Below are 22,339 nucleotides of genomic sequence, written 5' to 3'. Positions count from 1 at the left end.
GGGTTCAGCGGTAGCCAGGCAATAGCGCGCCAACCCAAACATATCGCCGAATGGCGGCTGGCGCCTTATTCGGCTTACAAGCATCATCAGACCTGATGTTTCAGAGGGGCTTGCGCCCCTCGTTACGTCAGATGACCATCGTATTACCACCAGATTTCCATCTGGGCGCCGAAGGTCCACTCATCGCTATCGCCACGGCTGTTGGTGGAAATGCCGGAGTTAGTCGCTGCGGCATAACGGGAAATGTTATCACCGTCTTTGATATAGCCCCATTTCTCATCCCATTTCGCGTAGGTGGCGAAAATACGGATAGCCGGACGCGACCAGATGCTGTCGCCCGCCTGCCACTGTTGCGCCAGGGTGATTTTATATTGATTGTTACGATCGCCGGTCTGCTGAGATTTCACGTTGTCGTAGCCGACTTCCAGCAGGGTACTCATGATTGGCGTCCACTTGTACATTGGACGTACGCCCACGGTCCACCACTCAGTACCCAGGTTATTATCCCAATCGATATTCTGGTACATACCGACGTACATCAAATCCCATTTATCACCAAGCGAGATGGCGCCATGATCCAAAATACGCCACATATCGCCATTATTGTTGATGACCTTATTGGCATAATTAATTTTGGTTCCATCAGGCAATTCTTCAGTGAAAGATGAAGAACCGTCGGAACCGCGCGCCTGGCCTTTACCCTGCGTGGTCATGGCATCGGTGGCATATTGCACGACAAACTTGTTATAGCCTTTCAACATGCTTTGCGTGTGTTCGGCGGTGAACATCCAGCCGTCTTTCGATGCCCCATCAGCCAGCTTATAACCATCGGTCGTATTGGCGCGACCGTAATCAACGCCCAGCTCCAGTACGCCGTCCGGGTTCGTTTGCAGACCAGCCAGACGTACGTCAAAGACGTCGTTAGCGGTATCTTTCACTTCATCATAAATATTCTGGCTGCTGAAGGTGTAAGAGCCGCCCGCTTCAGTAGAGCGGGTCGCCGCCAGCGAAAGCTTACCGAAGCCCAGATCGATATTTTCGATACCTGCGCCAGGACCTGAAATATCCCAGTAGTAGAAGTCGATCATGTGTACGTCATGACGCTGATAGAAGCGCTTACCGGCCCAGATGGTAGAGCCCGGCAGCCATTCAATCAGGTTTTTACCCTGCACGTTCGCTTCGCGGAAGGCGGGATCGGTCGATTCCCAGTCGTTCTGCTGGTTAACCGAATAGGCGACGTTGGTGTCGAAATAGAAGCTCTTATCGCCCTCTTTCCACACTTCCTGGCCCAGTTTCAGTTCCGCATAGGTTTCACATTCGTTACCGAGACGGTATTTACTTTGGGCACCCGTTGCCTGGAAACACTGTTGTTCGCCGCCGCTTCCCGTCCAGCCAATACCGGAACGGGCGTAACCGTGGAAATCGACAGCCATTGCCTGAGCGGACATTACGCCCGCTGCGACAGCAACCGCCAGTGGGAGTTTGCGCAGAGTAATCATCATTCTATCTCCTGAGATCATTGCTTTTCTTTAAACGCTGCCACCTTCTAAAACTGCGAATGGTTTTGCGTTTCGTTTTTTTATGGAGGCCTTAAACACCCGGCTCTTGATGCAGACGACGACATGCGCTGCCATCCTCGCGGAACAGATGACAGCGCTCTGGCGGCAGGCCGATAGCGAATGTGGCGCCCTCTTCTACCAGCACCACGTCATTCTGGCGATAAACCAGGTTTTGACGGATGGCGGGGATCTGGATATGAATTTGTGTTTCGTGCCCTAACTGCTCGACCACCTGGACTTCACCTTCCAGGGTGACATCGGCGATATCGCTCGGCAGCAGGTGTTCCGGCCGAATACCTAAAGACATATTGGCGCCGACCTGCACGCCGCGACTTTCGACCGGCAGCCAGATTTGCTGGCGATTCGGCAGTTCGACCTGGACTTGTTCAATCGCGGTGGCGGTCACTTTCACCGGCAGGAAGTTCATCTTCGGCGAGCCGATGAAGCCCGCGACAAAACGGTCCGCCGGATAGTGGTACAGCTCCAGCGGCTTACCGACCTGCGCGACGCGACCGGCGTCCAGCACCACGATTTTGTCGGCCAGGGTCATCGCCTCGACCTGATCGTGGGTGACGTAAATCATCGTGCGGCCCAGACGTTTATGCAGGCGAGAAATTTCAATGCGCATCTGCACGCGTAGCGCGGCATCCAGGTTAGAGAGCGGTTCATCCAGCAAAAACACACGCGGCTCCGCCACCAGCGTGCGGCCAATCGCTACGCGCTGACGCTGCCCGCCGGAAAGCGCTTTTGGCTTACGTTCCAGCAGATGCGCCAGTTGCAGCACTTCCGCCACCTGGTTGACGCGTTGATTCATTACCTCTTTTTTGGCGCCCGCCAGCTTGAGGCCGAAAGACATGTTTTCTGCAACGGAGAGATGGGGATAGAGCGCATAAGACTGGAATACCATGCCCACGCCGCGCTCGGCAGGCGGGATATCATTCATACGGGTTTCCCCGATAAACAGGTCGCCACTGGTGATGGTTTCAAGCCCGGCGATCATACGCAGCAAGGTCGATTTACCACAGCCTGACGGTCCGACAAACACCACGAACTCCCCGTCATGGATATCGAGGTTAATATCTTTCGATACCACCACGTCACCCCAGGCTTTCGTTACATTTCGTAGCTGTACGCTCGCCATGCCTTTCTCCCTTCGTTACAACCTGTCATTGACAGCAACATTCATGATGGCCTGACTATGCGCGATCCCTGACTGGGGTAAATCCTCCACCCCCCGGCTTTTTTATGGGGGAGGAGGCGGGAGGATGAGGACACAGCGCCTGAGACCACGAGTGCGGGCAGAAAAGGAATTTCGTGATGCCGCCCGCAAAAATCGGCGTGTTTTTGTGTGCGCCAGCACGCATTACTCACATTTATGCAACACAGATCACATAAAGCCGGGGTGGGGCGTAGGGGTAGGGAGGATGGAAAGAGGTTGTCGTATAAAGAAACTAGAGACCGTTAAACCACCTCTGTGTACATCACCAAAAAGGATGGGAGATATGAAGATTAAAACTGGCGTAGGCATCCTCGCATTATCCGCACTTACGACGATGATGATTTCCGCCCCGGCTCTCGCCAAAATTGAAGAAGGTAAACTGGTTATCTGGATCAACGGCGACAAGGGTTATAACGGTCTGGCCGAGGTCGGTAAAAAATTTGAGCAAGACACCGGCATTAAAGTGACCGTTGAGCACCCGGATAAGCTGGAAGAGAAATTCCCGCAGGTGGCTGCCACCGGCGACGGTCCTGACATTATCTTCTGGGCGCACGACCGTTTTGGCGGCTACGCGCAGTCTGGTCTGCTGGCGGAGGTCACTCCGGATAAAGCGTTTCAGGACAAACTCTATCCGTTCACCTGGGATGCGGTACGTTATAACGGCAAGCTGATCGCCTACCCCATCGCCGTTGAAGCCCTCTCCCTGATTTATAACAAAGACCTCGTCCCGAACCCGCCGAAAACCTGGGAAGAGATCCCGGCGCTGGATAAAGAGCTAAAAGCGAAAGGGAAGTCGGCGATAATGTTCAACCTGCAAGAGCCGTATTTCACCTGGCCTTTGATCGCCGCTGACGGCGGTTACGCGTTCAAATTTGAAAACGGCAAGTATGACGTGAAAGACGTTGGCGTCGACAACGCCGGCGCGAAAGCGGGCCTGACTTTCCTGATCGATATGATCAAGAACAAAAATATGAGCGCCGATACCGATTACTCCATCGCCGAAGCGGCCTTCAATAAAGGCGAAACGGCAATGACCATCAACGGTCCGTGGGCATGGTCGAACATCGACAAGAGCAAAGTCAACTACGGTGTCACCCTGCTGCCGACCTTCAAAGGTAAACCCTCGAAACCGTTCGTCGGCGTGCTGAGCGCGGGGATTAACGCTGCCAGCCCGAACAAGGAGCTGGCGAAAGAGTTCCTCGAAAACTACCTGCTGACCGATCAGGGTCTGGAAGCGGTGAACAAAGATAAACCGCTGGGCGCCGTGGCGCTGAAATCTTTCCAGGAGCAGTTAGCGAAAGACCCCCGTATCGCCGCCACCATGGATAACGCCCAGAAAGGCGAGATCATGCCGAATATTCCGCAGATGTCCGCCTTCTGGTATGCGGTACGTACGGCTGTGATCAACGCCGCCAGCGGCCGTCAAACCGTGGATGCCGCGCTGAAAGATGCACAAAGCCGTATCACTAAGTAATGCCGTGAGCCTGTGCCGGATGGCGGCATAAATGCCTTATCCGGCCTACAACACACCGTAGGCCTGATAAGCGCAGCGCCATCAGGCACATCTCCGGCCAGGAAGTTTCAACGCTGTAGAGGAAAACCCCCATGGATGTCATTAAAAAGAAACACTGGTGGCAAAGCGACCAGCTTAAATGGTCAGTAATTGGTCTGCTGGGCCTGCTGGTGGGTTACCTTGTAGTTTTAATGTACGTACAAGGGGAGTATCTGTTCGCCATCATGACGCTGATTTTAAGCTCTGCTGGCCTGTATATTTTCGCAAATCGTAAAACCTACGCCTGGCGCTACGTTTACCCTGGCCTCGCCGGCATGGGGCTGTTTGTGCTATTCCCGCTGGTGTGCACCATCGCTATCGCCTTTACTAACTACAGCAGCACCAACCAGCTCACCTTTGAACGCGCCCAGCAAGTGCTGATGGACCGTTCTTATCAGGCAGGAAAAACCTATAACTTCGGTCTTTACCCGACCGGCGACGAGTGGCAACTGGCCCTCACCGACGGAGAAACGGGCAAACATTACCTGTCTGACGCATTTTCCTTCGGCGGCGAACAAAAATTACAGCTGAAAGAGACTGATGCCCTGCCGGGCGGCGAACGCGCCAATCTGCGAATAATCACCCAGAACCGTCTGGCGTTGAACCAGATAACCGCCGTCCTGCCGGATGAAAGCAAAGTGATTATGAGCTCGCTGCGTCAGTTTTCCGGTACCCGTCCGCTGTACACACTGGCTGATGACGGCCTGCTGACCAATAACCAGAGCGGCGTAAAATACCGGCCAAACAACGATAGCGGTTATTATCAGTCGATCAACGCCGACGGAAGCTGGGGTGATGAAAAACTCAGTCCTGGTTATACCGTTACTATCGGCGCGAAAAACTTTACGCGCGTCTTTACCGACGAAGGGATCCAGAAGCCCTTTTTCGCTATCTTCGTCTGGACCGTGGTCTTTTCGGTCCTCACTGTGGTGTTAACCGTGGCGGTTGGGATGGTATTGGCCTGCCTCGTACAGTGGGAAGCGCTGAAAGGTAAAGCTATCTACCGCGTCCTGCTGATTCTGCCCTACGCCGTACCGTCGTTTATTTCAATTTTGATTTTCAAAGGGTTATTCAACCAAAGCTTTGGTGAAATCAATATGATGCTGAGCGCGCTGTTCGGCATTAAACCTGCCTGGTTCAGCGACCCCAACACCGCGCGGGCAATGGTGATTATCGTGAATACCTGGCTGGGCTATCCCTACATGATGATCCTGTGCATGGGACTGCTGAAAGCGATTCCGGATGACCTGTACGAAGCCTCCGCAATGGACGGCGCCGGTCCATTTCAGAATTTCTTTAAGATCACCTTACCGCTGCTGATTAAGCCGCTAACGCCGCTGATGATCGCCAGCTTCGCCTTTAACTTTAATAACTTTGTCCTGATTCAGTTATTGACCAACGGCGGGCCAGACCGTCTCGGCACCACCACGCCTGCCGGTTATACCGATCTACTCGTCAGCTACACCTACCGTATCGCCTTTGAAGGCGGCGGCGGTCAGGACTTCGGTCTGGCGGCGGCCATTGCCACGCTGATCTTCCTGCTGGTAGGCGCGCTGGCAATAGTGAACCTGAAAGCCACGCGTATGAAGTTTGATTAAGGGAGATAATAACAATGGCTATGGTCCAACCCAAATCTCAGAAACTGCGTCTCCTCATCACGCACCTGGGGCTGCTGATTTTCATCGCAGCGATTATGTTCCCGCTGCTGATGGTCATCGCTATCTCGCTACGTGAAGGGAACTTCGCCACCGGAAGCCTGATCCCGGATAAAATCTCCTGGGAACACTGGCGGCTGGCGCTGGGTTTCAGCGTGGAACATGCGGATGGTCGGGTAACGCCGCCTCCCTTCCCGGTCCTGCTGTGGCTGTGGAACTCGGTGAAAATCGCCGGTATTACCGCCATCGGCATCGTGGCGCTCTCCACCACCTGCGCCTACGCTTTCGCACGAATGCGTTTTCCAGGTAAAGCAACACTGCTCAAAGGGATGCTGATTTTCCAGATGTTTCCGGCGGTTTTGTCTCTGGTAGCGCTGTATGCGTTATTTGATCGCCTGGGACAATACATTCCATTTATCGGTCTGAATACGCATGGCGGCGTGATCTTCGCCTATCTTGGCGGCATCGCGCTGCATGTTTGGACGATTAAAGGCTACTTCGAAACTATCGACAGTTCGCTGGAAGAGGCCGCCGCGCTGGATGGCGCAACCCCGTGGCAGGCGTTTCGCCTGGTGCTGCTGCCGCTTTCCGTACCGATTCTGGCGGTGGTGTTTATTCTGTCGTTCATCGCAGCGATTACCGAAGTTCCGGTCGCCTCGTTGTTACTGCGCGATGTGGACAGCTATACGCTGGCCGTGGGTATGCAGCAATATCTCAACCCGCAAAACTACCTGTGGGGCGACTTTGCCGCCGCCGCCGTCCTTTCAGCTATTCCTATCACCCTGGTGTTCCTGTTGGCGCAACGTTGGCTGGTCAACGGCCTGACGGCAGGGGGTGTGAAAGGTTAAGTTTTATCGAAGTACCTGCCCGGCAACGGGCAATGCCACTGCCCTCAAGTTATGTTATCCCCACTTATGGTCGTATTTTGGCGCTCTTCGGAGCGCTTTTTTTATGCGTTATAGACAGCGGCTAATTTATTGCCACGCCATACGTCCGTTACGGTGTGGCGACGCCTATTCTCGCCGTAGTCGGTTCGAATTACATAACCACAACGTGATAACCAACAGGAGGATCGCCGCCGAATAGAGTAATACATCCATTGGCGTTTTATGATCGACAATGATCAGACGCACAATCGCCGTGATCCCAATGTACACGAAATAGCGCAGCGGAAAGTGAAGGCCAGACTTAAAGTACTTCACAATCAGCGCAATAAATTCGAAATAAAGAAAGTAGATCACCAGCCCTTCCACCAGTTCATATTTGCTGGCTTGCTCAGGCGCGAATAATGCATCCGCCAGATGAACCGTCTCTTTACCGAGAAAAACGACCAGGATCAGACCGAGGGTAAGCAGCCCCAAATTTAGTACGTTTTGTAAAATCGTGGCGATAAACTCAAGACGTGAGCGCGATAATGGCATCATAACAGCCCCCTCTTTCTCTGCGGCGAGGTTTCTGTATAACGCACAAATGTGACGGGCATCTATATTTTTTATTTATGTTTATATTTTGTTCAATAAGATAATTTGCCGGATAGCGCCGTAAACGCCTTATCCGGCCTGAGTATTAACGGAAATTTACGCTCCTGTCACTGGTCATATCATACAGGCCAAACTTACGGCCAAGCTGTTGACCACCGTCACGCGTCAGCGGCGTCCAGCCAATTGCCGCACGACTTCGGGTTGGGCCGGACGAGAAGATATCCAGCGGCACGGAAACATATACGCCTTTGGTAAAATCCCCTTCCCCATATTCATCCGGCGACGCATCGGTAATCGTCGCGTAACCGCCGACAACAACACCGCTATCGAAGCGTTTGGCGATCTCCAGCGTACCGCCTTTATCGCCCGCCAGATACTGACCAACGCTGGCTTTCACCAGCACATCCTGGGCGAACGACGGCGTCCAGTATGCGGTCAAATGTCCGGTCTTCACGCTGTAATCGGTAAACTTCATCATATCCTGCGCGCTACGCCAGTCACGCTGTTTCACGTAGTTGGCATCCAGACCAAACGCCCAATTGCTGTCTACCGGGCGATACAGGACTTCCGCCCCGGCACCGCCAAACATGGTCTCCAGATAACCGCCGTAGACCTGCCCATAGAAACCATTGCCAAAATACTGGAAGTAGTTGGCCTGTAGGTTATTCACATAAACATCATTCTGCACATACTCACGGACATGCGTACGCACCCGCGGCAGATGCGAATCCTTCGGCGGATTGGTGTAGTTAAATTTGTCGTAGTTGTTGGCGATATTGGCAAACACGCTGCCCGTGGTGAGCAGATGATCTGTGACCCACAGATCCGCAGTTCCCATTACGCCCAACTGATACATATAGAAGTTTTCCGGGCCGCCTACCGACTGATTCAGCACGGGATCAAGATGAAAATCAACGCGCGACTTGTCGATATACCAACCCTGTTCAGTACTCTCTGGCACGATCGGCTCCACGCGTTTTTGCGCCAGCGGAGTTTCATGTCCCAGCGGTTCGCCTTCCAGATGGCGTTTCAGGCTGGCGACATCGGTTTCAGTGGTGACCTGCGGCAGATTAAGGCGGTTTTCCGTCACGCGGATCGTGCGGATCCCCTCCGGCAGATCGTTCATGACGATCCGGTTAGCGCGCACGATCCCTTCACGGGAGTCGCGGTACTTCACCTGTTCACCGGTAACGTACAGCGTATCGCCTTTGACCTGGATTTTCGGGTCCGCCAGACCAGCATTATATTTCAATAACGTTAATTGATTAGCCACTACCGAATGTTGCAGGATGGCATCCTGCGGCTGTGGTCGGTATTGCGGGCGTGAATTGTCATGATACGCGGGACGTAAATCGTTGAAATTGGTGCGCAGCGTAACGCCAAACATAAAGGTATTGCCGCGCTCGTAGCTGAGGTTAACGTCGGCCCAATCGGTGACGCGGTAAATGGCGCCGACGTTAAACTTGCTCTTCTGTTCCAGTTTCCCCGCAAAATCCTGCTGATAGTTATTGCCTTCATACTCCAGCTTCAGGCGTAGCGGTTGCCACGGGGTCTGGTATTCCACGCCGCCAAACAGCGAGGCCGGGCCGTGAAACATATCGCTACCGTCGACGGAACCTGCCTCTTTATAGCTGTTATCACGCGAACAGAATTTATCACTATACGAACAGAAAGGATTAGACACATTGCCGCTGGTGCCAAGATAGCCCCAGCCGAGACCTAATGAAAAATCAAACGGCCCCCAGGCCTTACTCGCTACAATATATTCCGCATCAAACAGCCCCGTCCCGCCGATATCGCGCGCGCCAACCGCCACCTGCGGCATCCAGTAACTCTCTTCCCACAACCGCAGTTTCACATCAAACGCTTTATCTTTGTAAGTCTGGTCGCCGGAGAATGATTCCACGCTGCTGTACTTTTTCGTACGGACATCGGTATAGCGCAACGTGGTTTCCAGCCACGGGAAAAGCTGAACCGAAGCCGAGTAGTAGCGGTACTGATCGTTATCGCGATAGTTCAGGCTCATCTCCCCTTCACGCGCCATACGCGCTGTCGGCGTTTGCAGCAGGCCCACGCCGCCAAAGTCAGATTGTGAAGGCCCAACAGGGGCTGGATATGTTTCGGCATGGCAGGCCGCGCTAATACCCAGCGCCAGCACGCTGAGCAGATGTGTTTTTTTCATTATTCCGGTATCCGCTGCGTCAGGGTATGAAGAATGTCGGCATTTATCGCCTCCGGCGTGCCGCGCCAAAGGGAATCGGCAAAACCGACAAAAATAATGCTGCCGGGCATCGGCTCGATATGACGTTTATTCCAGTAAGCCACCGGCGCTTTTTGGCTGCGTCCATCAGGGTAAACCACCCAGGCATAGCTACGATCCGCGCCGCTGAGTAAGCGCTGATCCTCAAGATAACTGGCGACGTCCCGCCCAGGGACGAACGGCTGGCTGCCCGGCTGGCTAATCAAGCCAAAGAGCGTCACCTGCGTGGGTTGCGGCCCGACCCAGAGCGTGTAGTGACCTTGCAGCGGCGGGTTACCTCGTTCGCTCACCCGCACCACGTCAGGATCAAGATTCACGAATTGTCTGCCCGTCACCTTCACCGCCTGAATCTGTCGGCGCAGTGTGTTTATCGCCGCCGCCGCATCGCCGTCTTCCTCAGCGCCGAGCGCCGCCAGTCGCCCGAGAAGTTCCTGCTGCTGCTGACGCGCCGTCACGGTCGCCTGTTCTTCGCCTATAACCGCCGCAGGCCACCAGCTCGTTGCCAGGCGCGGCTGTCCGACTAAATCGAGCAGATGCTCAGCGTCTGTCAGCGTTTTAGGCTCGCTATTACCCTGGGTAAAAACGGTAACAGTGCCGCTGGCAAAGGCGGATGACGCGACAAAGGCCAGCGCCAGCGCGCTTATCGTCCTTTTCATCATGATTTTGCCGCCTTAATCAGCGTGGTTTTCACCGGAAAGTAATTCGCGCCCAGATACTGTTCCGTCTGGCGAATTTGGCCTTCGCTATCAATCCAGTAGCGATTACGCCAGCGCGTTTGATCGGTCGTCACTTCTTCATCCAGCACCCGCACGGCGGTCTCTTCACTGCCGACGCTAACGCTATCGGTCCCTCGCCATGTAAAAACGGAACGGGCGGTGGCGTAACGCACCTGGCGATGTTCGGTCCAGCCCAGGGTGCGAGTCCAGGTCGCGCCATCGATAATCTGTCCTGGTTTCGCCAGCGGGTCGGCCGCCAGATTATTCACATCGATCAGGTTGTCACCGCTGAGCAGCGTTTTGACCAGACGGCCATGCTGCGTCACGATCGTCGCGCCATCCTGCGTCACCCATTTCTGCTGCCCGTTTTCCGAGAAAGCGAGCACCACAAACAGCTGAGGACCGCCGTTAAGCTGCATGTACTGGCTGGCATAAGGCATGTTTTGAATATCGTCATCCGTTAGCTGTACGCCTGGCGTACCGAACAAACTGTCCCACAGTGAATCGCCCAGGCCTTTGGTGGTGGCCGAACACGCCTGTAATAGCAGGCAAATCAGGATAAGTGCGAGTCGCTTCACGACGCTTCTCCAGAGGGGCAAAATAACCACACCGGAGTGTGGTTATGGTTAAACGTACCGATACTACTGGGTACTGGTGGTCGTGGTGGTCGTGGTTCCGGTATTAGAACCATCGCCGCCGCCGGTTGCCGCTAACGCGACGCCCACCGCCGAACTTACGGTGCTAACGCTGGTAGCGGAGGAGCTTCCCGCCGATACCGACGTCGCTGCCGACCCTGCCGCTTCACCCACCTGAACGGGGGCTGCCGAGACAGATGTCGCCGCAAGCGCGGTTATGGCAAAAATGCCATACAGTACTTTTTTCATCATAATTTCCCTTCATTGAATGAATGGAGATTTACCCAAAAGAATTTCGGGCGCTACCGAGTATACACAACCAAAGCAGGCGGATTATGTCCGGGAGAAATAACAGCGAGGTTTTAGGATAATTAAACTTTAAAGAAGTAACGCCTACATTATTTAATTAACAAACAAATAAAATCAATAAGTTAAAATTAAACTAAAAGACATCAGCATCCGTATAATCTGAAAATAACGCAGAGTGATTTTCTGGTTATTGCTTATTTTAGGATTAAGCTCAATATAAAATTGTGGGGATAAAGACGGACAAGCGGAATTATCTTATAAAAAAAGCCGATGTGAATATCGGCCTTTTTATTATCTTATTCTCTTTTTGCCGGATGGCGGCGAAACGCCTTACCCGGCCTACAGACGCTATGCATTACGTAGACCGGATAAGCGCAGCGCCATCAAGCGCGCCAGGCTTTATAACGGTTAATCAGACCGTTGGTAGAGCTATCATGGGACGAAATAGCTTTATCATCGCCCAACTCCGGCAGAATACGGTTAGCCAACTGTTTACCCAACTCAACGCCCCACTGGTCGAAAGTAAAGATGTTCAGGATGACGCCCTGCGTAAAGATTTTATGCTCATACAGCGCAATCAGCGCGCCCAGGCTGAACGGCGTAATTTCACGCAGCAGGATAGAGTTGGTCGGGCGGTTGCCTTCAAACACTTTGAATGGCACAACGTGTTCAAGCTGCGCCGGATCTTTACCCTGATCGCGATATTCCTGCTCAACCACCTCGCGGGATTTACCAAACGCCAGCGCTTCGGTCTGCGCGAAGAAGTTAGACAGCAGCTTCTGATGATGATCGGATAGCGGGTTATGGGTGATAGCCGGGGCGATAAAGTCACACGGCACCATTTTAGTACCCTGGTGAATCAATTGATAAAACGCGTGCTGACCGTTGGTGCCTGGTTCGCCCCAGATAATTGGGCCTGTCTGGTAATCCACGGCGTTGCCGTTACGGTCAACGTATTTACCGTTGGATTCCATGTTACCCTGCTGGAAGTAGGCGGCGAAACGGTGCATATACTGGTCATACGGCAGAATGGCTTCGGTTTCCGCGCCGAAGAAATTGTTGTACCAGATGCCAATCAACGCCAGCAGAATGGGTAGGTTTTTCTCCGCCGGAGTGGTGGAGAAATGCTTGTCCATCGCGTGCGCGCCGGAAAGCAGCTCGACAAAGTTGTCGAAACCGACGGACAGAATAATGGACAGCCCGATGGCAGACCACAGCGAGTAACGACCGCCGACCCAGTCCCAGAACTCGAACATATTGGCCGTGTCGATACCAAATTCGCCGACCGCTTTGGCGTTGGTGGAGAGCGCAGCAAAGTGTTTCGCCACGTGTTTTTCATCGCCTGCAGTTTTCAGGAACCAGTCGCGCGCGCTGTGGGCGTTGGTCATGGTTTCCTGGGTGGTGAAAGTTTTAGAAGCGACCAGGAACAGCGTGGTTTCCGGGTTCACTTTCTTCAGCACTTCAGCGATGTGGGTGCCATCGACGTTAGAGACGAAGTGCATGTTCAGATGGTTTTTATACGGACGCAGCGCTTCGGTCACCATGAACGGGCCGAGGTCGGAACCGCCGATACCGATGTTCACCACGTCGGTGATGGCCTTACCGGTGTAGCCTTTCCACTGACCGGAGATAATCGCTTGCGAGAAAGTTTTCATTTTCTCAAGCACGGCGTTCACTTCCGGCATCACATCTTTGCCGTCCACAATGATCGGCGTATTGCTACGGTTACGCAGCGCCACGTGCAGCACGGCGCGGTCTTCGGTGCGGTTGATCTTCTCGCCGGAGAACATGGATTTAATCGCGCCGGCCAGGTCGGTCTCTTTCGCCAGATCCTGTAATTTTGCCAGCGTCTCTTCGGTGATGCGGTTTTTGGAGAAATCCACCAGCATCAGATCGTCAAACGTCGCGGAAAATTTAGCGAAACGGTCGCTATCGTTCGCGAAAAGCTCAGCGATCGTAACGTCTTTCATTTCATCGTAGTGTTTCTGGAGCGCCTGCCAGGCAGAAGTCTGCGTTGGATTGATGTTTTTCATTAGCAATACTCTTCTGATTTGAGAATTGTGACTGGGATCGATTGTAACGCCAGTCACAGAAAAGTGTGATTGTTTTAGTGCCGTTGCCCCAGGCACTGTCGAATGAGGATAAAAAGTATATACCCTAAATAATTCGAGGTGCAGAAAGGCGGCAAGTGGGTGAGTCGCCGGGCGCATAGATAAGCCAACATACTACAAACGGGTATCGGGGTTATAAGCGCTGTTACTGAGCCTAAACTCAGCATAAAAAATCCGCATAATCCCAACGTTGACAGTCCAGGCCACAACTTTTATTTATAAATACGTTACTTGCATTTGCGCCTGCACCGGTTTCTGTTCTGCCCTTGTGCCATGGTCGCGTTTTTCATTTCCTGACACGAGGTTGATATGACAGAGATCGTTGTTTCCAAATTTGGCGGTACCAGCGTCGCCGATTTTGACGCCATGAACCGTAGCGCGGATATCGTACTTTCCGACGCCAATGTTCGTTTAGTCGTGCTTTCCGCGTCTGCCGGCATCACTAACCTGCTGGTGGCGCTGGCCGAAGGGATGGAGCCCGGCGAACGTTTCGCTACGCTCGACGCCATCCGTAAAATCCAGTTCGATATCCTTGATCGTCTGCGTCATCCGAATGTCATTCGCGAAGAGATTGAACGCCTGCTGGAAAACATCACTATTCTGGCGGAGGCGGCATCGCTGGCGACATCGGCAGCCCTGACCGATGAACTGGTCAGCCACGGCGAGCTAATGTCTACCCTGCTATTTGTTGAGATCCTGCGTGAACGCGACGTACAGGCCCACTGGTTCGACGTACGCAAAGTGATGCGTACCAGCGATCGCTTTGGCCGTGCGGAACCGGACGTCGCAGCGCTTGCGGAACTGGCCGCGCAGCAGTTGCTCCCGCGCCTGAGCGAAACGTTGGTCATTACTCAGGGCTTTATCGGCAGTGAAAGCAAAGGCCGCACCACGACATTAGGCCGCGGCGGCAGCGACTATACGGCAGCGTTGCTGGCTGAAGCGCTCCATGCCGCGCGAGTTGATATCTGGACAGATGTGCCCGGTATTTACACCACCGACCCGCGCGTAGTGCCCGTCGCGCAGCGAATTGATGAGATCGACTTTGAAGAAGCGGCGGAGATGGCAACCTTCGGCGCAAAAGTACTGCATCCAGCCACCTTACTCCCGGCCGTGCGTAGCGATATCCCGGTCTTCGTTGGCTCCAGTAAAGATCCGCAAGCGGGCGGTACGCTGGTGTGCAATAAAACCCAAAACCCGCCGCTGTTCCGCGCGCTGGCGCTGCGCCGCAATCAAACGCTATTGACGCTGCACAGCCTGAATATGCTGCACTCACGAGGTTTCCTGGCAGAGGTGTTCGGCATTCTGGCGCGGCATAATATTTCGGTAGATCTGATTACCACTTCGGAGGTGAGCGTCGCGCTGACGCTGGATACTACCGGCTCCACCTCCACGGGCGATACGTTACTGACCCAATCCTTATTGATGGAGCTTTCCGCGCTGTGTCGGGTCGAAGTTGAAGAAGGACTGGCGCTGGTCGCGCTGATTGGCAACAACCTGTCAAAAGCCTGCGGTGTTGGTAAAGAAGTGTTTGGCGTCCTGGAACCGTTCAACATTCGCATGATTTGTTACGGCGCCTCCAGCCACAATCTGTGCTTCCTCGTGCCGGGAGACGATGCCGAGAAAGTGGTGCAAAAGCTGCATCAGAACTTATTTGAATAAATCGCCCTGGCTCGACAGCGGGTGAGCGCTATCAGGCAATACGCTGCCGGATAACGGCGCAAGCGCCTTATCCGGCGGTTCCCACGTCAGGCACTGCCGGCGGAATACTGCTCCAGAAAGCCAATTACAGAAGGCAGGAATCTGTAACACCCTGCTCGTCCCATCAATATGGGCAGCTTTCCCCTATTTATGCCCTCCTCATTTTGAACCCTGTCACAAAACCACACAAAACAACATAAAGCAAAAACATAAATTAATCATTATACTTTAATAGGTTACCTTTAAAAATTGAGATCGTTTGGTATAAAACCACTTTTTCATTGTTGCTTTATTTTGTTTTAGTTGGAATTATGATTGCACTACAACACAGATAACCCCCTTACCCTATTTGAGGCCGCTATGAAAAAAATTGCGATTATTGGAAGCAGTGGAGGCAACCTCTACAACCTGGGTGGCGCCGAGCCAGAGAAGTTACTCCAGGAGATTTATCAGCAGTGTGAGGCTGCGGGCGTGAATGTGGCCGCCGTACAGTTTATCGCGGCAGAAGCCTCGATGGACGTCGCCAAACCGGATACCCCGGCATCGGTTTATGCATTAACCACAGAAAACCAACAAAAACCACAGCGCATATTTCAGGGCAAACTTTCGGAGGTAAACACCTCGGTAGTAGAAAGCGATCACCAAATCGCTGAGATGATCCGCCGCGGTGAGATCGATGGGATCGTGGTAATGAGCGCCGATCCGGTAAAAGCGAACCAGGCCGTTTTTGCCGCCGCCGTTGAGATGAAAACACCGATTGTCGGCACCGGGGGAACCTCCATGGCGCTGGTGGCAGCAAAGGGGGCGAATGTGGTCGCGACCTCCGGAACAACTGGCACCACCAGCCGTACCCGCGCCGTCTCCTTCGTGGCGTCGCTGTGTAAACATTGGGGTATCAAGTACAAACCACAGTTGGGTAGCGCTTCGCCCTCACAGAGCGGTTCCGGAAAAAGCCTGCTCAAACGTTTTAACATTCGTAGCATCATGATCCCTGCGCTACCAGGCTTTATCGCCATGGCGATTGTACTCGCCCTGAGCCACATACCAGGACTGGAAAAACTTAACGATATCTTTGAAATCTTATTAAAAGGTCTGCCAGTGTTAGTCGCGGTACTGGCGGCAAAACAGATTTCCGAACTGGATGAAGTTTCAATTGTGGCCGGGGTCGTCGCTGGCGTGCTTTCCGTAGAGGGCGGACTGATCGGCGGCATTATCGGCGGTGTAATGGCGGGGATTTTCGTCCGTTGGCTGTTCGAGCTGTGCCTGAACTGGCGCTTCCCAATGACTACCGTCAACATCGTCGCCGGTGGGATATCGGGCCTTGCCGCTGGGTTAATCATGCACTATCTGCTGAGTCCGCTGGCGCTATCTGCGGGTAATTACATCAAACTGGCTATCGAAAGCACGCTGGCATTCAGCCCAATTCTTGCCGGGCTGCTGGCTGGTCTGGTTATCTGGCCTGCCATTCTCGGCGGCGTCTATCACGCGGTGATCCTGCCGTTGGTGCTGCTGGAGATGGAAAAATCCGGCGTCAGCTTCCTTGGCGCGGTCGATATGGTCGGTCTGGTGATGGTGGCCGCAGGTATTAACCTTGCCAATGTGATCGCCCCGCGTGAAAAAAGCGAAGCTGCCGTTGCTACGCCGGGCCTGCTCATTAACCTGGGCTTTGGCACCTTTGTTGAATCCGCCTATCCCTTCATGTTCGCCAACAAAATTGTTTTTGGCTCCGCCATTTTTTGGGCCGGGATGGGCGGCATGATGCTGGGCTTTTTTAACGTCAAAGGCGTGGCCTATGTTCCGGCTTTCGCCTCACCGTTCTTATCCAGCAATGCGCTCCAGATGGCCATCGTAATGATTGCCACAATGGCGATGACCTGCCTTACCACCATTATTGCTAACCGTTTCAAACCTGTCGTACAGAGCGAATCAACAACGACAGCCGTTAATTAATGCACCAACACCAGAGGTACACCATGTTTAAAGGCGATATGAATAAAAAACGCGCCAAAGCGTTACAGAAAGTGAAAGAAGCCATCACGCTTCACGGTGGGCAAACTATCCTCAGCACAGGAATAACTGGCGACGATGCGCGCCTGGCGAAAGCCGTGTGTGAGGCTGGCGTTAAGCTTCTGGAGCCGAACCACCCTGCGTTGGCGCTGGCGCGTGGACACAAAGGCGTGAGCAACATGCACGCGGCGGAGCAGATTCGTCACGAAATCACCAATAGCCAGATGGCTGAGGCCGTACACGGTGTGCGTAATGTGGTCCCGGACGATATTTTTATCACCGTTGGTATCGCCGGCGGTTTTACCGAAACCTTACCGGTGCCGCTCAGCGAAACGGAAATTCTGGAGATTGCCCGCGCTGGAGCCGACGGTTTACATACGCATAAATCCGACTGGGACGATCTGCAGGACATCGTTAATCTCGCCCATCAATATGGTCTGACCGTCGATGCCTATATTGGCCATCCTGACGATCTGCATACTTTCGGTATTCCTGCACGCACGCCGGAAGAGGTCGCCAGCGTGGCGAAGCGGATGCAGGATATCGGCGTGGATATGATTGGTCTGATGACCGGCATGAGCTATGAAGGCGTAGCGGCAGGCGATATCCCGCAGATGATTAAAGATCGCCTGCGGGCGTTGGTCGGCGCGGTGGATGTTCCGACGCTGGCGGAAGGCGGGATTAACCTCGCCAACGCGAAAGCGTTTAAAGATACCGGAGTCAATATTTTGGTGGTCGGTACGGCTATCGACAACATGGTGTGCAACGCCGCCAAAGAAGCCGTTACGCCTTTTATTGTTCATTGATATCAGGGAACGAGAGATGTTGTTGATCACCGATCTGGATGGAACATTACTCACCTCGCAGAAAACAATCAGCCCGCGCACGCGCCAGGCGCTGATTGCGTTCCGCCAGAACGGTGGTCTACTGGCGGCATGTTCCGCCAGACCGGTCTCCTCAATGGTACGCCTGCTACGCCAGCAACAGGTTGATACGTTGTTTAGCTGGTGCGCCGGTTTTAACTGCGGACACCTTCTGGAGATGGCGGGGCAGCGCATTATTCATGCTGCTCCGTTGTCCGCCACAGATCTGTGGAATATTGACCAGCATATTTCTCTTTCCCGCTATCACCACCATTTTTTTAGCGCCGAAGCAATTCACCATCGTGACGATAGACTGATTGCGCCCTGGACAACATATGAAGCCCGTTTATTTGGGTTGCCGCTTATAACTGAAACTACAGAAAATATCTTTAATCGTCGCGATATATATAAAATTACCCTTGTTGCCGCATCTTCGGAGATAGATACACTGTGTACAGAAGTGAATAATCACCTGCCTTATGGATATTATGCGGTCGTCACGGGAGAAAATTATATTGATATTCAAAGAACCGATGTAAATAAAGGGTGCATAATAGAACAATTAATTCATTATTTAAATATATCTTCTGACAAGGTGGTCGTGATTGGCGATCAGCAGAATGATGTCAGCATGTTTGCCGCCGCCGGAATCAGCATCGCAATGGGCAACGCGCCGGATGCAGTAAAGCGGCAGGCCGGCTATGTGACTGCCACGAATGATGAGGAGGGTATCGTCCATGCGTTGGAGTGGTTGCGTTGCCTTACGCATCCAGTTACCATGCGCCAAAGGTTGACGGCGGCGAAAGATAATGAATCCAATTAAAAGACGAAAACATATTCTTGATGAATTAAACAAATTCGGTGAAGTCACCGTTATTAAATTATCGGAAATGCTCAACGTCACCTCGGAAACCATTCGTCGCGATCTCTCCTTACTGGAATCAGAAGGCAAAATCACTAAGATTCATGGGGGCGCGGTCAAAAAGCAAGTTGTCCAGGAGGATGCGTTTAGCGCAAGAATAGAGGCGCATCGCGAAGAGAAAATAGCGATTGGCAAACTTGCCGCCGAAATGGTCAGTGAACGGGATACATTGTTTATTGACTCCTGTACAACTAACCTTATTCTGGCCGAGCAATTACCGCCTCTCGCTTTTTCCGTGATTACCAATTCAGCACTGATTGCCGATAAAATTAAAGAGCATAACCTGCAGGCCCGCGTGTATGTATTAGGCGGCGAATATGATTACCATTTTCGCGCCAACCTCGGCGTCTCGGTGTGTCAGCAGATTAACGCAATTCACGCGGATATCTGTTTTATTGGCGCTGGCGGCATTTCTCCCCAGCATGGCGTGTTGGTGAAGAGCTTTGAAGAAGCCTACGTTGCCAAAGCCATGATTGCGATGAGCAAAAAATCAGTGATTCTCGCCGACCATACCAAATTTGGTCAGGACGGTGTGATGTGCATCGCAAGCGTAAAAGAAATCGATAACATCATCACGGATAAAGGATTTACGTCAACGGGTTATACGCCACAGGATTTCGCCGGAAAGCTGCGGATTGCTGACTGAGTGCTATCCGCCCGTTGCGTATTGCCGTAGACTAAATGCATCGGCTAACTGAGGGCACCCGTATGGCACTCCCCCGCATTACCCAAAAAGAGATGACCGAGCGCGAACAGCGCGAACTGAAAACGTTGCTGGACCGCGCCCGTATTGCGCACGGTCGTCCGCTGACCAATTCTGAGACCAACAGCGTAAAAAAGGAGTACATCGATAAGCTGATGGCGCTGCGTGAGGCTGAAGCGAAAAAAGCCCGCCAGTTGAAGAAAAAGCAGGCGTATAAACCCGATACGGAAGCGTCATTCTCCTGGTCGGCGAATACGCCGACGCGCGGCAGACGTTAACGTCCTTTCTTCTTTCGTCCCGGCGAGGTAAAGCGCTTACCGCTTGATGCCGGGCGCGCTTTCTCATTGCTTTTTTCGATCGCAACGACCGGTCGCTTAATACCCGTGGTCTTCGGCTTCGCTTTGGCCTTTGGCTTGGCTTCGGAAGAGGAACGCTCAATCAACTTAAACAGATCGATCAGCTCATCGTCCGTCAGGTCGCGCCACTCGCCCAGCGGAATCCCGCTCAGGCTGACGTTCATAATGCGCGTACGCTCCAGTTTCGTCACTTCATAACCAAAGTATTCACACATACGACGGATCTGACGGTTTAATCCCTGCACCAGGGTGATGCGAAAGACAAACGGCGCCTCTTTTTTCACCTTACATTTTTTGGTGACGGTACCCAGAATCGGCACGCCAGCGCCCATACCACGAATAAACTCGTCGGTAATCGGTTTATCCACCGTCACCAGATACTCTTTTTCGTGATCGTTACCGGCACGCAGAATCTTATTGACCAGATCGCCGTGGTTAGTCAGAAATATCAGCCCCTGCGAGTCTTTATCCAGACGGCCAATCGGGAAGATACGTTTGCTGTGGTTCACAAAATCGACAATATTGTCGCGTTCGCCGTCTTCAGTGGTACTGACAATGCCAACCGGTTTATTCAGCGCAATCAGCACTAAATCATCCGCTTCTCGCGGCTCAATCAACCGACCATTTACTTTAACAACATCCCCGGCGACCACCTGATCGCCAATGGCGGCGCGTTTGCCGTTGATAAAGACATTGCCCTGTTCGATAAAACGGTCCGCCTCGCGACGCGAACAGATGCCGCTTTCACTGATATATTTATTAAGCCGGGTAGATGTGTCGGTCAGCATATTTACTCTCTGAGAAATTTTTCTACATAAACGTCGGGAATGTGACTTACCACATCAAATCGTCAGGAACTTTAAAATCGGCATACGGATCATCTTCGTCCTGCTCTTCCTGACTCAGCGCACTGTTTACGACAATACTGTCCGCATCTCGTTGTGCGATTTTATCGGCGACGCTCGCGGGAATAATCGCATATTCACATTCACCGCTGTTATTGATAACCAGGCGCGCAATCGCGAGACGCCCATTAATCAGTTGCGTCTGGGTGAGCTTATCCACGTCTATTTTTTTGATGACGTTATTATCGGTGAAGTTAAAACCAATATCGCCTTTAGATACATTGATTCTATTCATTTCAATAAGTTGCTTAACCTGAGCTTTAAACTCTTTCGCTAAAACCGCTTGTTTTTGCTGTTCACTGAGTTGTTTATCACGCTCAAGTTGCGCCTTTTTATTTTCTTCCACCGCTTCTCTGGCCTCACGAGCCTGAACGCGTGATTTTTTAGCCGTGCGTTGGACTTTGGCCATTTTTTTGCTGGTCACTAATCCCGCTTGTAGCAGTTGCTCTTGTAAGGTCAGTTTTGCCATTTTCGTCTCTAAACGTGTTAAATAATTTTGCGGATTATACCTGTAATTTTTCAGGCGATACCAGATGGCAGATCTGGCCTGTCGTCACTTTTAGCGACCGCGCTTTGCCTGTGACACGCGTAACATCATGAGCCATATCAGTAAGACATTAAATGGATAATGGTAGCATTATTACGTTTTGACATTTCCTGATGAGGTGGAGAAGTAATGGAACTGCTTTTATTAAGTAACTCGACGCTGCCGGGTAAGGCCTGGCTGGAACACGCTCTGCCGCTGATAGCGAATCAATTGAACGGTCGACGCTCAGCCGTGTTTATTCCGTTTGCCGGCGTCACGCAAACATGGGACGAGTACACGGATAAAACCGCAGAGGTGCTTGCGCCATTAGGGATAAACGTCACAGGGATTCATCGTGTCGCCGATCCGCTTGCGGCGATTGAGAAAGCGGAAATCATTATTGTCGGTGGCGGAAATACCTTCCAGCTACTGAAAGAATCGCGTGAACGCGGGCTGCTGGCGCCGATGGCGGACAGGGTAAAACGCGGCGCGCTGTATATCGGCTGGAGCGCGGGCGCCAACCTTGCCTGCCCGACTATCCGCACGACCAACGATATGCCGATCGTCGATCCAAACGGTTTCGACGCGCTGGATCTGTTCCCGCTGCAAATTAATCCTCACTTCACTAACGCCTTGCCGGAAGGTCATAAGGGCGAGACCCGCGAGCAGCGTATTCGCGAACTGCTGGTGGTCGCGCCGGAACTGACAGTGATTGGTTTGCCGGAAGGTAACTGGATTCAGGTGAGCAACGGCCAGGCGGTTCTCGGCGGCCCGAATACCAGCTGGGTGTTTAAAGCGGGCGAAGAGGCCGTGGCGCTGGAAGCGGGTCATCGCTTTTAATCCCTGGCCACATTGAATGCCG

Annotated in this window: 21 protein-coding genes and 1 pseudogene; 10 read left to right on the top strand and 12 right to left on the bottom strand. The window is 52.8% G+C overall.

Annotation, left to right across the window (positions count from 1 at the left end; translation table 11 throughout):
• Positions 1 to 143: 143 nt before the first annotated feature.
• Complete coding sequence (locus NA197_RS17985; RefSeq protein WP_000973642.1) at positions 144 to 1,502, bottom strand: maltoporin; 1,359 nt, start codon at positions 1,500 to 1,502, stop codon at positions 144 to 146.
• 88 nt (positions 1,503 to 1,590) lie between these two features.
• Positions 1,591 to 2,700, bottom strand: a complete 1,110-nt coding sequence (gene malK, locus NA197_RS17980) for a maltose/maltodextrin ABC transporter ATP-binding protein MalK (RefSeq protein WP_000179176.1) — start codon at positions 2,698 to 2,700, stop codon at positions 1,591 to 1,593.
• A 361-nt stretch (positions 2,701 to 3,061) separates the two neighbouring features.
• Between malK and malE the strand changes: the two genes are divergently transcribed.
• The gene (gene malE / locus NA197_RS17975; RefSeq protein WP_000695415.1) at positions 3,062 to 4,252 is read left to right on the top strand and encodes a maltose/maltodextrin ABC transporter substrate-binding protein MalE; all 1,191 of its coding nucleotides are present in this window, start codon (positions 3,062 to 3,064) and stop codon (positions 4,250 to 4,252) included.
• Here the strand turns inward: malE and NA197_RS17970 are convergent.
• Positions 4,201 to 4,341 (bottom strand): annotated as a pseudogene (locus tag NA197_RS17970) (hypothetical protein); the annotation flags it as partial. The gene malE and the pseudogene NA197_RS17970 overlap by 52 nt on opposite strands.
• Before the next feature lie 42 nt (positions 4,342 to 4,383).
• Between NA197_RS17970 and malF the strand changes: the two are divergent.
• The gene (malF, locus tag NA197_RS17965) at positions 4,384 to 5,928 is read left to right on the top strand and encodes a maltose ABC transporter permease MalF (RefSeq protein ID WP_000382573.1); all 1,545 of its coding nucleotides are present in this window, start codon (positions 4,384 to 4,386) and stop codon (positions 5,926 to 5,928) included.
• A gap of 14 nt (positions 5,929 to 5,942) precedes the next feature.
• On the top strand, positions 5,943 to 6,833 hold the full coding sequence (gene malG / locus NA197_RS17960) for a maltose ABC transporter permease MalG (protein WP_001252085.1): 891 nt from the start codon (positions 5,943 to 5,945) through the stop codon (positions 6,831 to 6,833).
• A gap of 165 nt (positions 6,834 to 6,998) precedes the next feature.
• Here the strand turns inward: malG and psiE are convergent, their stop codons facing one another.
• The 6 genes from psiE to pgi all read right to left on the bottom strand — a co-directional run bounded on the left by psiE (position 6,999) and on the right by pgi (position 13,419).
• On the bottom strand, positions 6,999 to 7,409 hold the full coding sequence (psiE, locus tag NA197_RS17955) for a phosphate-starvation-inducible protein PsiE (protein ID WP_000982749.1): 411 nt from the start codon (positions 7,407 to 7,409) through the stop codon (positions 6,999 to 7,001).
• Between the two features lie 142 nt (positions 7,410 to 7,551).
• Positions 7,552 to 9,648, bottom strand: coding sequence for a YjbH domain-containing protein (locus NA197_RS17950; RefSeq protein ID WP_000750804.1), 2,097 nt, complete (start codon positions 9,646 to 9,648; stop codon positions 7,552 to 7,554).
• Positions 9,648 to 10,385: a capsule biosynthesis GfcC family protein gene (locus NA197_RS17945; RefSeq protein WP_064043377.1), complete on the bottom strand. Its 738-nt coding sequence runs from the start codon at positions 10,383 to 10,385 to the stop codon at positions 9,648 to 9,650. The genes NA197_RS17950 and NA197_RS17945 overlap by 1 nt, the downstream gene beginning before the upstream one ends.
• Positions 10,382 to 11,020 carry a YjbF family lipoprotein gene (locus NA197_RS17940; RefSeq protein WP_000824807.1) on the bottom strand — a complete coding sequence of 213 codons (639 nt, stop codon included), beginning with the start codon at positions 11,018 to 11,020 and terminating at the stop codon, positions 10,382 to 10,384. The genes NA197_RS17945 and NA197_RS17940 overlap by 4 nt, the downstream gene beginning before the upstream one ends.
• Positions 11,021 to 11,083: 63 nt before the next feature.
• Positions 11,084 to 11,326, bottom strand: coding sequence for an exopolysaccharide production protein YjbE (yjbE, locus tag NA197_RS17935; protein WP_001541297.1), 243 nt, complete (start codon positions 11,324 to 11,326; stop codon positions 11,084 to 11,086).
• Between the two features lie 443 nt (positions 11,327 to 11,769).
• The gene (pgi, locus tag NA197_RS17930) at positions 11,770 to 13,419 is read right to left on the bottom strand and encodes a glucose-6-phosphate isomerase (RefSeq protein ID WP_000790028.1); all 1,650 of its coding nucleotides are present in this window, start codon (positions 13,417 to 13,419) and stop codon (positions 11,770 to 11,772) included.
• Between the two features lie 387 nt (positions 13,420 to 13,806).
• Between pgi and lysC the strand changes: the two genes are divergently transcribed.
• From lysC to NA197_RS17900, 6 genes are all read left to right on the top strand, one after another.
• On the top strand, positions 13,807 to 15,156 hold the full coding sequence (gene lysC, locus NA197_RS17925; protein WP_000136394.1) for a lysine-sensitive aspartokinase 3: 1,350 nt from the start codon (positions 13,807 to 13,809) through the stop codon (positions 15,154 to 15,156).
• Between the two features lie 399 nt (positions 15,157 to 15,555).
• Positions 15,556 to 17,145, top strand: a complete 1,590-nt coding sequence (locus NA197_RS17920; protein ID WP_064043376.1) for a hypothetical protein — start codon at positions 15,556 to 15,558, stop codon at positions 17,143 to 17,145.
• A gap of 23 nt (positions 17,146 to 17,168) precedes the next feature.
• Positions 17,169 to 18,008 (top strand): hypothetical protein, encoded by an 840-nt coding sequence (locus NA197_RS17915; protein WP_000472332.1) that lies wholly within the window; start codon positions 17,169 to 17,171, stop codon positions 18,006 to 18,008.
• A gap of 16 nt (positions 18,009 to 18,024) precedes the next feature.
• A complete protein-coding gene (locus NA197_RS17910) occupies positions 18,025 to 18,888 on the top strand; it encodes a Cof-type HAD-IIB family hydrolase (RefSeq protein ID WP_064043375.1) in 864 nt (287 codons plus the stop codon).
• A complete protein-coding gene (locus tag NA197_RS17905) occupies positions 18,875 to 19,633 on the top strand; it encodes a DeoR/GlpR family DNA-binding transcription regulator (RefSeq protein ID WP_001068171.1) in 759 nt (252 codons plus the stop codon). The genes NA197_RS17910 and NA197_RS17905 overlap by 14 nt, the downstream gene beginning before the upstream one ends.
• A gap of 62 nt (positions 19,634 to 19,695) precedes the next feature.
• On the top strand, positions 19,696 to 19,968 hold the full coding sequence (locus tag NA197_RS17900) for a DUF3811 domain-containing protein (protein ID WP_001207628.1): 273 nt from the start codon (positions 19,696 to 19,698) through the stop codon (positions 19,966 to 19,968).
• On the opposite strand, the gene rluF is transcribed toward NA197_RS17900, so the two are convergent.
• Genes rluF through NA197_RS17885 form a run of 3 tightly spaced genes read right to left on the bottom strand, consistent with a single transcriptional unit; the run spans position 19,965 to position 21,556 of the window.
• A complete protein-coding gene (gene rluF / locus NA197_RS17895) occupies positions 19,965 to 20,834 on the bottom strand; it encodes a 23S rRNA pseudouridine(2604) synthase RluF (RefSeq protein WP_000954618.1) in 870 nt (289 codons plus the stop codon). The genes NA197_RS17900 and rluF overlap by 4 nt on opposite strands.
• Before the next feature lie 46 nt (positions 20,835 to 20,880).
• The gene (locus NA197_RS17890) at positions 20,881 to 21,420 is read right to left on the bottom strand and encodes a DUF2058 domain-containing protein (RefSeq protein ID WP_001096724.1); all 540 of its coding nucleotides are present in this window, start codon (positions 21,418 to 21,420) and stop codon (positions 20,881 to 20,883) included.
• A gap of 34 nt (positions 21,421 to 21,454) precedes the next feature.
• Positions 21,455 to 21,556, bottom strand: a complete 102-nt coding sequence (locus NA197_RS17885) for a hypothetical protein (RefSeq protein ID WP_001541281.1) — start codon at positions 21,554 to 21,556, stop codon at positions 21,455 to 21,457.
• A gap of 71 nt (positions 21,557 to 21,627) precedes the next feature.
• On the opposite strand from NA197_RS17885, the gene pepE reads away from it, so the two are divergent.
• The gene (gene pepE, locus NA197_RS17880) at positions 21,628 to 22,317 is read left to right on the top strand and encodes a dipeptidase PepE (protein ID WP_052944151.1); all 690 of its coding nucleotides are present in this window, start codon (positions 21,628 to 21,630) and stop codon (positions 22,315 to 22,317) included.
• Positions 22,318 to 22,339: the final 22 nt, after the last annotated feature.

The sequence above is a fragment of the Salmonella sp. NW884 genome (genome assembly GCF_051700745.1).
Classification (GTDB): domain Bacteria; phylum Pseudomonadota; class Gammaproteobacteria; order Enterobacterales; family Enterobacteriaceae; genus Salmonella; species Salmonella enterica.
This window is presented reverse-complemented; position numbering and strand designations above follow the sequence as displayed.